Raw genomic sequence first — 11,578 nt, forward strand, 5'->3', positions numbered from 1 at the left:
GCGGAGTCCTTGTTCGCGGGGAGCTGCTCGCGGATGTCGTAGTGCTGCAGGGTGAACTCGCGCTTGTCGGTCTTCTGCTCCGAGCCCGAGTCCACGAAGCCGCTGTTGACCACGGAGACCAGGGAGACGTGGCTCGAGGTCCAGGTGTTGGCATCGGAGACCTCCACGTCCGCGGCGCCGCGGGCTCCGCCACCCATGTAGGCGGCCAGGGCGCCCTGCAGCCCGGAGGTGGTGCCTCGGCTCGCGGCCGGCTCCGTGAGGTCCGCCCACTTGACCTGCTCCCGGGTGCCGAACACCAGCAGGTGGTCGCGCGCGTTGATGGGAGGCACGGCCCTCTTGACCATCGAGAAGGTGTACTCGCGCGTCTGTCCCGGCCGCAGGACGATGAACTGCTGCTCCTTGGCCGGGTTGGGGAAGCCCGTGATGGAGCCATCCCCACTCAGGAGCACGCCGCCCACGTACAGGGGGATGTCCTTGGCGTCATCGGCCAGCTTGACCCGGACCTGGTAGCAGACGGTGAGCGGCAGCTCCACCTCGGCGGTGCCCGCGGGGTAGCGCTCGCTGTCCCAGAGCGGGGCGGCCTCCGCGCACTTCGCGTTCCCCTTCGTGACGGGGACCAGCTGGACCTGCAGGGTCTTGTCATTCTTGAAGTCGTCACCCGCCTCGCCCTGCACCTGGAGCAGGGCCTTCTGCCGGGCCTGCTGGCCGAGGTTCCTGGCGACCGCGGCAGCCTCCTCCGGGGTCTTGGGCCTGGTGTCATAGGTCATGCGCAGGTTGTTGGCCGGGTCGAAGAGCTGCAGCTTGCTCTCGCTGTTCAGGCTCAGCGTCCACTCCTCGGGGAACTTGTCCTTCGGCTGCGAGACCACCACCGTGTTCTTGAGGTCCGGGTTCTCCTCGAGGGCCTTGGTGATGAGCTGCGCGCGATCCGCCGGAATGCCGCCCGGCTTGCCGGTGGCGAGGCGCACCCGGATGGAGACGGATTCCTTGCCGGGCAGGTACAGCACGGCGATGTCGCCCGGGTGGATCGACTCGAGCCGGGCCTTGCTCGTCTCATCGAGCTTGTCCAAGAGCTCCACCGTCGCGCCCTCGACGCCCTTCATCTCGGAGACGACGCCGGTGGCCTTCGCCTTCTTCGGGTCCTTGAGGTCAGCGAGGGTCGCCGCCGGGCCCTGCGTCCCCGGCAGGTTGTAGATGCGCACCTGGGCGCCACGGCTCCAGCCCGGGAGCGGGGTGCCCTTCAGCTCGAGCCTCTTCGTCGTGAGATCGACACGGGAGGCGACCGAGTAGCTCGCGGGCCGCTGGACGGTGGACGCCCCGAAGACCTTCAGGTCCGGCCGGGAGCCCTGCACCTGGACCTTCTGGGGGCTGCGGCGCGCCGCGACGAGCGGGTTGAGGCGAAGCTGGAGCTGGCCATACGTGAGGGACGTGCCCCCCGCGTCACGGAGGGTCTGGATGAGAGCGGTGGTGAAGACGCCCTCGCCGTTCATCTCCAAGGCGGGCGTGCCGTCCACGGCGGCGGAGATGAAGGAGAGACCCGGGAGATCCTCGCCGTCCCAGGCAGCACCCGTGGGCGAGGCGGCCGGGATTCCGGAGCGCAGGTCCAGGGTGTCCTTGGTGGTGTCGAAGTAGCGGGACTGGGTGGTGGTGTTCTCGTCGCCACGGGTGGCCGTGCCCGAGTTGCACGAGTCCAGGACGACGGTGACGTTCTGCTCCTTCCCCGCGTTCTCGCCGTTCATCTTCTTGTACAGCCCGCCCAGCAGTTGGTTGAGCTTGTCGTCGACCAGGTCGGGGACGCCGTTCGTGCGGGAGTCGTAGAGCAGGAGGGTCTCGTCCTGCAGGTCCGGCTCGTCCAGGTTGCCGTCCTTGGCCTGGGAGCCGTGGCCGGCGAAGTAGACGACCACCACGTCGCCATCCTGCGCGCGCTTCACCAGACCCTGGTCGAAGGCCTTCTCGAAGTTGGCCAGGGTCGCGTCGCTGTCCTTGAGCAGGCAGACGTTGTTCTTGGGAAAGCCCATGCCCTCCACGGGATCCGTCAGCAGCTTGTACATGCGGTCGGCGTCCTTGGGCGGACCGACGAGGTTGGGCGGCTTGGGGGCGTTCTTGTACTTGCCGACCCCCACCACGAGCGCGAGCCGGCGACGGCCCTTGAACTCACCCTCCTGCTCCACGACCGCCGGCGCGTCGAAGGAACAGGCCGGCTTGGTGGTGACCGCCGCGGGTGCCGGAGGGGTCGGCGCGGGTGTCTTGGCCGCCGACGCGGGTGCCTTGGCGGTGGGAGCGGCGCGAGGCGCGAGAGCGAGGGCCGTGCTCGGCCCCGTGACGCTCAACAGGAGGGGGACAATCCAAGACAGACGGCCCGCCAGCGTGGTCTCTCGCCGGTTCTTCCAAGACAGCAACATCATCTTTCCCCTGCGTAGGTGAGGCTGCTTCGCGGATCCATCCGCGCCAGGCGGCCAATTGTGCGGTGTTGAACGGCGACAAGGGGAGAAAAATTGACGTGTGCCCGCTCCTTGGGCTTGGGGCCAGGAGGCGCCCGTTGGGCTCGTCCGCCGTGTGCTGGAAGTGAGGGCTCAAAGGATCGGTACGCGCGCGCTCCCCTCGGGTGGGTTTTCCACTAGGGTGCGCGCCCCTTGCTCCCGGGAGCCCCGACATGAATGCCGTCATCCAGCTCGTCATCGCGATCGCCATGCTGGGGATGGCCGGCATGCTGCTGTTCCTCAACTTCTGGCGCGCCGTCCTCTTCTTCTTCCCCGACAGCGTGCGGGTCCGGCCCGTGGCCCCCGGGGACGCGATGGGCCTGCCGCTCGCGCTCACCCCGCTGGCCAGCCAGCTCCGGGCGCTCGGCTTCGTCCCGCTCGGGGCCCACGAGGAGAAGCCCCGCTTCCGGCGCGCCACCCGCGCCTATGACTTCGCCCACCCCACCGAGCGCGCCTTCGCCACCCTTCATTTCGCGGCGGACGGCAAGCCTCGCCTCTACCTGCTCACCCCGCTCGCCCCGGAGGGGTTCGTGCTCACCTTCGGCTACCCCCGGCCGGGATTCGAGGTCCCCGGCCGTTATCGCTCGGGAGGCCTCGCGGAGACCTCTCCCGAGCGCTTGCTGCGGGCTCACCAGGAGCGACTCCAAGGGCTCGTTCCCACGGAGGATTTTTCCCAGGACGCCCGGTTGCGAGCCGGGCAGGCGTGGTACCGGGGACCGGGTCAAAAGGAGATTCGACGACAGAACGTCCAGGGAGTGTTGTGGACGGTCGTCGCCCTTGCCATCGTCGCCAGCCTCTTCCTGGGAGGCGGGCGCTCGACGTGATGCACCTTGGGCGTGCACCGCGCGCCCACCAGGAGTAGGAAGAGCGAATCTTTTCAGCCTGTCTGGAGCCCCCCGCGATGAAGAGCGTGTCCAAGTCCGAGGAAATCTACTTTGTGTCCGGAAAGCGTACCCCGTTCGGGACGTACGGCGGCGCGCTCAAGGACCTGAGCGCCACGGACCTGGCGGTGGAGTCGGCGCGCGCGGCGCTCGCCCAGGCGAAGGTGTCCCCGGAGTCCGTCCAGCACGTCATCTACGGCAACGTGGTGCAGACGAGCGCGGACGCCATCTACCTGCCCAGGCACGTGGGCCTGCGCACGGGGGTGCCGGTGCCGGTGCCGGCGCTGGGCGTCAACCGGCTGTGCGGCTCGGGCTTCCAGGCCTTCGTCACCGCCGCGGAGATGATGGTCACCGAGCAGGCCGACTGCGTGCTGGCCGGCGGCACCGAGTCCATGAGCCAGGCGCCCCACGTCATCCGCGGCGCCCGCTTCGGCATTCCGCTGGGCAAGGGCGGCATGGAGGACATGCTCTGGAGCGCCCTCACCGACAGCTACACCGGCAACCCCATGGCGCTCACCGCCGAGCAGCTCGCGGTGGACTACTCCATCTCGCAGGACGCGGTGGATGAGTACGCGGTGCTCACCCAGAAGCGCTTCGCCGCCGCCCAGGAGTCCGGCCGCTTCGAGCAGGAGCTGGTCCCCGTGACGCTGAAGACGAAGAAGGGCGAGACGCAGTTCGCCCGGGACGAGCACAACCGGCCGGACACCACGGTGGAGGGCCTGAAGAAGCTGCCCAAGGTCTTCAAGAAGGACGGCGTGGTGCACGCGGGCGCCGCCAGCGGCATCTGCGACGGCGCGGGCTCCATGGTGATGGTCACCCGTTCCTTCGCGGAGAAGCACGGCCTGAAGCCCCTGGCCCGGCTGGTCAACTGGGGCATCTCCGGGTGCGACCCGAAGGTGATGGGCATCGGCCCGGCGCCGGCCATCCGCCGGCTGCTCGAGCGCGCCCAGTGCAAGCTGGGGGACGTGGACCTCTTCGAGGTGAACGAGGCCTTCGCGCCGCAGTACCTCGCGGTGGAGAAGGAGCTGGGGCTGCCGCGCGACCAGACGAACGTGAATGGTGGCGCCATCGCGGTGGGCCACCCGCTGGGGGCCTCGGGCGCGCGCATCACCATGACGCTCGCCTACGAGCTCAAGCGCCGGGGGGCCCGCTACGGCATCGGCTCGGCCTGCATCGGCGGGGGCCAGGGCATCGCGCTGCTGATCGAGGCGCTCTGAGCCCTCGGGTTTCGGACGAATCCAACGGAAGATGACGATGAGCAACGAGCTGGATGCGAAGGCGGCCCGGGAGCGGGCCAAGGCGATCGCCGAGCAGCGGCGTGCCGAGCGCCGCAACCGCAAGCGCAAGTGTGTGGTGTGTGGCGTGGAGGAGAGCGACAAGACGCCCCTGGGGCCCCACCCGGACGGCATCGGGCCCTCGTGCAAGGACGAGGTCACCTGTCAGGCCCGGCGTGCCGGGGCCGCTCGCTAAAGACGCACCGGGGGGCAGCCGGGGCCACGTCTCCGGCTGCTCGCCCCTCCTGCCGGGTAGGGTGGGATGTCACCTTCAGAGCAGGGGAAGGGCTGGAATTTGGGGCCGTTTCCTTGATGACCGTCGGTACTCGCGGTAAACGTGCGGAATCTCTGGTCTATACGAGGGTCGGAATGGGCGTCATCAGCTTCACGGGAGTCAAGGTGTTCTCCACCACGCTCGCGCGTGACCGTGAGAACATGGGTGAGAACATCACCAAGTGGCTCAAGGAGAACACGAACGTCGACGTGGTGGACAAGATCGTCACGCAGTCCTCCGACAAGGAGTTCCACTGCCTGACCATCACCCTGTTCTACCGCCACAAGTCCTGAGCTGGACGTCTCACCGTGACGTCGCTCGCTGGGCGCTCTCCCCAATCATGGGGATGGGCGCCCTTCGGCGTTTGGGGCGCCTGGAAGTGGACGAATCGGTTGCGAAGCGCGCCCGGTTCCCCCACCTTTGGACGACTCTCGGGTGCCCCGAGTGGAGGACGACTTGATGCGACCGATGCGGAGCTTTGGCGGCGGCGGCGGAGGATTCGGCTTCGCCGGCGTGGAATCCATGGCGGCCAGGCTGGCGATCGGGCTCGTGGCGGGCTCGGTGGTGTCCCTGTTGGCGCGCGGTGGCCTCGGGGACCTGCTGCTGCTCACGCCCAACGGCGTCTTCTCCCGGCTGTGGCTGTGGCAGCCCTTCACCTACGCGTTCATCGAGCGCAGCCCGATGGGCATCATCTTCGGCGCGATGATCCTCTACTCCATCGGCGGCGGCCTGGAGATGAGCTGGGGCTCGCGGCGCCTGCTGTGGGTGCTGTGGGGCGGCACGGCGCTCGCGGGATTCCTCACCGCGCTGCTCTCCCTGGTGGTGCAACTGCCCGCCGGTTATCCCGGTGGGTTCGTGATGGGCACCATCGCCTGGGTGGCCTACGGCATGTCCATCGGGCGCGGGCAGGCGAACTTCTGGGGCATCCCCGTCACCGGCAACGTGCTGGCGGGCATCGGCGCCGGCTTCGTGCTGCTCAACGTGCTCACCTCCCACTGGAGCACCCAGGTGCCGGAGCTCTTCGCGCTGGGCATCACCTTCATCTACATGCGCGGCGGCAGCCCCCGGAAGCTGTGGCTGCGCTTGCAGCACGCGCGGCTGCAGCGGCAGCTGCACAACCGCTCGCGCCACCTGCGCGTCATCTCCGAGGAGCGGCCGTCGGACAAGTACCTCAACTAGCCGCGCTCAGTTGGGTGGCTCCGCCTCGCCGTACTGCTTGAGCTTGCGGTAGAGCGTGGCGACGCCGATGGCGAGCTGCTCCGCGGTGCGCGCCCGGTTGCCTCCGTTGCGCGCCAGCACCGCGAGGATGTACTCGCGCTCCATCGCCTCCAGCGTGCGCGGCGAGTCCCCCGGCAGCAGGCTCGGGGGCGCCGCGCGCACCTCCTCCGGCAGATCGTCCCGCTCCACCCGCGAGCCCTCGCACAGCGCCACCGCGCGCTCGATGGCGTTGGCCAGCTCGCGCACGTTGCCCGGCCACCCGTAGCGCAGCAGCTGGTCCGCCGCCTCCGGTGACAGCCCCGTCACCCGGCGCCCCATCCGCTCCGTCGCCTCCGCCAGCAGCAGCCTCGCCAGCGGCAGGATGTCGTCGCGCCGCTCGCGCAGCGCGGGCACCCGCAGCTCAATCACCCGCAGGCGGTAGTAGAGGTCCTGCCGGAAGCGGCCCGCCACCACCTCGGCCGCGAGGTTGCGGTTGGTGGCCGCCACCACCCGCACGTCCACCTTGCGGCTCTGGTTCTCCCCCACGCGCCGCACCTCCCTCTCCTGCAGCACGCGCAGCAGCTTGGCCTGCATCGACGCGGGCACCTCGCCCACCTCGTCCAGGAAGAGCGTGCCGCCGTGCGCCGCCTCGAAGAGCCCCGGCCGGTCATGCGTGGCCCCCGTGAAGGCGCCCTTCGCGTGGCCGAACAGCTCGCTCTCCAGCAGGCTCTCCGTCACCGCCGCGCAGTTCACCGCCACGAAGGCCTTGTGCGCCCGGCCCGACTCGTCGTGGATGAGCCGCGAGATGCGCTCCTTGCCCACGCCGCTCTCGCCGGTAATGAGCACCGTGGAGTCCACCTTCGCCGCGCGGCGCGCCAGGTTGAGCACCTGCTGCATGGCCTCGGTGCGCGCCACCATGCCCGCGGGGTCCTCCGGCACGCCCGACACCCGCGCCAGCGTCTGGCGCTTCGCCCGCAGCTTGCGCTCGGCCTGCTTGAGCGCGTCCGTCACCTGCGCCAGCGCCCCCTCCATGCACTGCGTCTCGTAGAAGCGCAGCGCCTCGCGGCACTCGAGGCTCCACTCCTCCTCCGGCTTGCCGAGGATCTGGCACACCGGATCTCCCTTCCCCACGCAGCGCGTCTCGATGCAGTACACGGGCTTGCCGTTGCAGTAGCTCATGTAGCCGCTGGCGAAGCCCGTGAGTGCCCAGCACACCGGCTCCTCCGCCTTGCCCAAGTGCAGCAGGTGCTGCTCCGCCTCGTACGAGTCATGCCAGAGCGCCTCCGCGAAGGGCTCCGGTCCCTCCTCGGGGCCTCGCTCCACCCGCTCCAGCACCACCTGGCCCTGCAGCGTGTGCAGCCGCCCACCCGCCCGGCGCCATTGCGCCTCGTCCTCCCAGGGGAAGGCGTTCTTCATCGTCTCCGCCGTGCGCCAGCCATGCGCGAAGCCCAGCCGGGTGAAGATGCCGCGCGTCGCCGTCAGCCCCAGCGTGGAGATGAGCTCCTTGCGCAGCAGCCCCAGCGCCACCGGGTCCAACAGCAGCACCCGTTGGCGCGCGAAGTGGATGAGGCCCCCCGTCGGCTCGAAGGACAGCAGCTCCCTCAGGTCCAGCTCCAGTCTCGGCGCCATGGCTCCTCCCTCTCAGGATGAGGGTCTTCTCTATCGTTTTGAGAGCCCCCGTGCGACCCCCGGTGATGCTTTCGAGTAATTTCAGGGGGTTGGAAGGTTGAGTGGCTGGCCCGGGGGTTGCTATGAAGCTCCCCCAAGATGAGCGCGGACCTGAATCGGCGGGAGGTGTTGCAGGCAGCGGCAGCCGCCGGCATGGCGGGCGTGCTGGGAGGCAAGGGTGCGGCGGTGATGCCGGCGCTCTTCGTGTCCCACGGCTCCCCGATGGTGGCGCTGGAGACGGACGCGTACCCCCAGGCGATGAAGGCCTTTGGCGAGAGCGTGGCCCCGCGCGCGCTGGTGGTGGTGTCCGGCCACTGGGAGACGCTGAACGAGGTGCGCGTCACCGCGTCCGCGGCCCCTCCGCTCATTTATGACTTCGGCGGCTTTCCCGAGCCGCTCTACCGGCTGACGTACCCGAGCCCCGGGGCTCCCGAGCTGGCGCGCGACATCGTGGCGCGGCTGGACGCGGCGAGGCTGACGGCCGTGGCGGATGTCGCGCGCGGGCTGGACCATGGCACGTGGATTCCCCTGCGGCTGGCGTACCCGGCGGCGCGTACACCCGTGGTGCAGGTGTCCTTGCCTTGGGGTGCCTCCGCGGCGGACGTGGCGAGGATGGGCGAGGCCCTGCGCCCCCTGCGCGCCGAGGGCGTGCTCCTCGTGGGCAGCGGCGGGCTCACCCACAACCTGCGCCGGCTCGCCTGGCGGGACAAAGCCGCGCCGGCTGAAGCCTGGGCAAGGGAGTTCGACGGGTGGGTGGCCGAGAGGCTCGCCGCGCGGGATTTCGTCGGGGTACAGTCCTGGACGAGCGCACCGCACGCGCGGCTCGCGCATCCAACCGCCGAGCACTTGCTCCCGCTCTTCTTCGTCCTTGGTGCCGCCCTCCCCGAGGATCGGGTCACCCCCGTGTTCGAGGGCTTCCATTACGCAACCCTGTCCATGCGCAGCTTCGCGCTGCGTGGATGAAACCCGCAGTCCGCAGTCCCCATTGGAGAGAAACACCATGAAGCTGTCTCTGAAGCCCGCCGTTGCCGCCCTCGTGCTCGCCGCCCCCTCGTTCGCCTTCGCCGCCGAGTACGTCATCGACTCGGCCCACTCGGGCGCGCAGTTCTCCGTGAAGCACATGATGGTGTCCAACGTGCGCGGCTCCTTCGGCAAGGTCGCCGGCACGGCCAACATCGATGAGAAGGACATCACCAAGTCCACCATCGAGGCCACCATCGACGCCGCCTCCATCAACACCAACGAGCCCAAGCGCGACGAGCACCTGCGCAGCCCGGACTTCTTCGACACCGCGAAGTACCCCTCCATCACCTTCAAGTCGACGAAGGTGGAGCAGGCCGGTGCCAACCTCAAGGTGTCCGGTGACCTGACCATGCACGGCGTGACCAAGCCGGTGGTGCTGGACGTGGAGGGCTTCACCTCCGAGGCGAAGGATCCCTGGGGCAACACCAAGCGCGGCGGCGTGGCCACCGCGAAGCTCAACCGCAAGGACTTCGGCCTGGGCTGGAACAAGGTCCTCGAGACCGGTGGCGTGGCCGTGGGCGAGGAGGTCTCCATCACCCTGGACCTCGAGCTGAACAAGAAGCAGGCCCCGGCTCCCGCGGCGGCGGCTCCGGCCAAGGCGGCCCCGGCCAAGACGGCCAAGGACACCAAGTAATCGTCTGAGCAGCATGGGGCGGTAAGCCCGGAGGGGTCTCGGTGACGAGGCCCCTCTTTCATTTGCGGGCCACGGCCGCGAGGGGAGGGGCGCCGCCGGTGGGACTCCCGGCGGCGCGAGGCGGGCGGCTCAGCCCTCGGCGACGGCCTGCACGCTCGCGCGGTAGATGAAGATGCGCGAGGTGTTGGTGCGCGTGTCCGCGGGGATGACGAAGAAGCCCTGACCGGTGCTCTTGTAGTCGTGCGAGAAGCCGGCCACCTGGCGACCGTCAGTGAAGGTGACGCGGATCTTCTGCCCGTCGGGCTGCGGCGGACGGCTGCCGGTGGCGAGCATGAAGAAGACGGCCTTCACGCGCGTGACCGGGATGCGCTCGGGGGCGAAGCCGGTCTGCTGCTCGAGCGGGATGGCCTCGTCGAGCAGGTCCACGTCGCGGATGGCACCGCGCTTCACCTGGCCCTCCACCGTGTGGATGATGACCCGGTGCTCGCCCTCGATGAAGGCGTTGATGGGGGCCATGGGCACGGGGGACGCCGGCTGCGCCGAGGCCCGCACCGTCTGCGTGGCGAGCTGCGAGACCCGAGGCGGAGGCGCCCCAGGCACGAGCACCGGAGCCGTCGCCGGAGTCACGGGAGCCCTCGGGGCCGCCACCACGGGAGCCGGGGGCTCCATGGGCGGAGGCGGAGGCATCGCCGGGGCCGGGGGAGGCCTCGGAGGCATCACGGGGGCCGCGGCCCTGGGCGCGGGCGCCACCGGCACCGCCACGGAGGGCGGCTCCACGATGTCCTCCGAGAGATCGATCTCCGTCATCTCGGGCTCGACCTCCATGACCGGGAGGTCGGCCTCGGGCGCGCCCAGGTCGATCTCGGGCATCTCGGGCTCGGCCTCCATGACCGGGAGGTCGGCTTCGAGCACCTGCTCGGAGTCCGAGAGGTCCTCGACGGGCGTGCTGTACCCGCCGTCGTTCTGACCCCACGCGGACGCCTGCTGCTGGCCGGACCAGTGCTCCTGCGCACCGGCCTCTGGCTCCGCGGCCGACCAGGTCTGGCTCGCCTCGGGGCTCAGGGGCTGCTCGGCGTCGTGGGCCGTCGCGTTCCACTCACCCTGGCTCTCGACGGGTGCGTTCCAGCTCGTCTCCGCGGGCGCGCTGGCCCACTCTCCCTGGGGCTGGGGCTCGCCGCCCCAGGCCGTGCCCTGATCCGCGGGGGTTGCCTCGACGAGAGGCTGTGCATCCGTGGCGGGAGCGACCCACTCGGACTGCACCTCCTCAACGGGGGTGTTCCATTCGGGCTGGGCCTCGACGGGAGCGTTCCAGTCCTGCGCGGCGCTCTCGGACGCCCACTGAGGCTGGAGCTCGACGGGGGCCGACGGCTCGGCGGCGCCCATCCAAGGCTGCTGCTCGACGGGAGCCGACCAGTCGGTCTGTCCCTCCGCGGCGGGGGCCTCGGCAGGAGCGCCCCACTCGGGCTGGGCCTCGAGGACGGGCTGCTCCTCAACCGGAGCGCCCCACTCGGGCTGGGCCTCGGCGGGAGTGGCCCACTCGGGCTGCGCCTCGGCAACAGGCTGCTCCTCGGCGGGAGTGGACCAGTCGGTCTGTCCCTCGACAGGAGTGGCCCACTCGGCTTGAGCCTCGGCGACGGGCTGCTCCTCGGCGGGAGTACTCCACTCGGGCTGGGCCTCGAAAACGGGCTGCTCCTCAACCGGAGCGGACCACTCGGGCTGGGCCTCGGCGGGAGTGGCCCACTCGGCCTGCGCCTCGGCGACGGGCTGCTCCTCGGAGGGAGCGCTCCACTCGGGCTGGGCCTCGAGAACGGGCTGCTCCTCGGCAGGAGCGGACCAGTCGGTCTGTCCCTCGGCGGGAGTGGTCCACTCGGCCTGTGCCTCGACAGCAGGCTGCTCCTCGGCGGGAGTGGCCCACTCAGGCTGAGCCTCGACAGCAGGCTGCTCGGCGGGAGCACCCCACTCGGGCTGGGCCTCGAGGACGGGCTGCTCCTCGGCGGGAGTAGCCCACTCGCCCTGGACCTCGATGACGGGCTGGGGCTCGGCGGGAGCGGACCAGTCGGTCTGTCCCTCGGAGGGAGTGGCCCACTCGGCCTGCACTTCGACAGCAGACTGCTCCTCGGCAGGAGCCGCCCACTCAGGCTGGGCCTCTG

Annotated in this window: 10 protein-coding genes; 7 read left to right on the top strand and 3 right to left on the bottom strand. The window is 70.1% G+C overall.

The window, feature by feature from the left end:
• Positions 1-2,402, bottom strand: a 2,402-nt coding sequence (locus VF697_RS19840; RefSeq protein WP_331097276.1) for a caspase family protein, incomplete at its 3' end; no start/stop codon positions are given.
• A 248-nt stretch (positions 2,403-2,650) separates the two neighbouring features.
• On the opposite strand from VF697_RS19840, the gene VF697_RS19845 reads away from it, so the two are divergent.
• The 5 genes from VF697_RS19845 (at position 2,651) to VF697_RS19865 (ending at position 6,085) form a co-directional block, all read left to right on the top strand.
• Positions 2,651-3,301, top strand: coding sequence for a hypothetical protein (locus tag VF697_RS19845; protein ID WP_331097278.1), 651 nt, complete (start codon positions 2,651-2,653; stop codon positions 3,299-3,301).
• 77 nt (positions 3,302-3,378) lie between these two features.
• Positions 3,379-4,575, top strand: a complete 1,197-nt coding sequence (locus VF697_RS19850) for an acetyl-CoA C-acetyltransferase (protein ID WP_331097280.1) — start codon at positions 3,379-3,381, stop codon at positions 4,573-4,575.
• A 37-nt stretch (positions 4,576-4,612) separates the two neighbouring features.
• Positions 4,613-4,828 (top strand): hypothetical protein, encoded by a 216-nt coding sequence (locus tag VF697_RS19855; protein WP_331097282.1) that lies wholly within the window; start codon positions 4,613-4,615, stop codon positions 4,826-4,828.
• Positions 4,829-5,001: 173 nt separating this feature from the next.
• Entirely contained in the window at positions 5,002-5,199 is a 198-nt protein-coding gene (locus VF697_RS19860) for a hypothetical protein (protein ID WP_331097284.1), read from the top strand.
• A gap of 166 nt (positions 5,200-5,365) precedes the next feature.
• Complete coding sequence (locus VF697_RS19865; protein WP_331097286.1) at positions 5,366-6,085, top strand: DUF1751 domain-containing protein; 720 nt, start codon at positions 5,366-5,368, stop codon at positions 6,083-6,085.
• Between the two features lie 6 nt (positions 6,086-6,091).
• Here VF697_RS19865 and VF697_RS19870 read toward each other — a convergent pair whose 3' ends face one another.
• Positions 6,092-7,732, bottom strand: coding sequence for a sigma-54-dependent Fis family transcriptional regulator (locus tag VF697_RS19870; RefSeq protein WP_331097288.1), 1,641 nt, complete (start codon positions 7,730-7,732; stop codon positions 6,092-6,094).
• Between the two features lie 138 nt (positions 7,733-7,870).
• On the opposite strand from VF697_RS19870, the gene VF697_RS19875 reads away from it, so the two are divergent.
• Both VF697_RS19875 and VF697_RS19880 read left to right on the top strand, forming a co-directional pair.
• Positions 7,871-8,734 (top strand): class III extradiol ring-cleavage dioxygenase, encoded by an 864-nt coding sequence (locus VF697_RS19875; protein WP_331097290.1) that lies wholly within the window; start codon positions 7,871-7,873, stop codon positions 8,732-8,734.
• Positions 8,735-8,771: 37 nt separating this feature from the next.
• Positions 8,772-9,428, top strand: coding sequence for a YceI family protein (locus VF697_RS19880; protein ID WP_331097292.1), 657 nt, complete (start codon positions 8,772-8,774; stop codon positions 9,426-9,428).
• A 129-nt stretch (positions 9,429-9,557) separates the two neighbouring features.
• On the opposite strand, the gene VF697_RS19885 is transcribed toward VF697_RS19880, so the two are convergent.
• A partial coding sequence (locus tag VF697_RS19885; protein WP_414641324.1) for a DUF6982 domain-containing protein occupies positions 9,558-11,578 on the bottom strand: 2,021 nt, incomplete at its 5' end.

Origin of the sequence: Archangium sp., assembly GCF_036388035.1 — a bacterium.
In the GTDB taxonomy this organism is placed as follows: domain Bacteria; phylum Myxococcota; class Myxococcia; order Myxococcales; family Myxococcaceae; genus Archangium.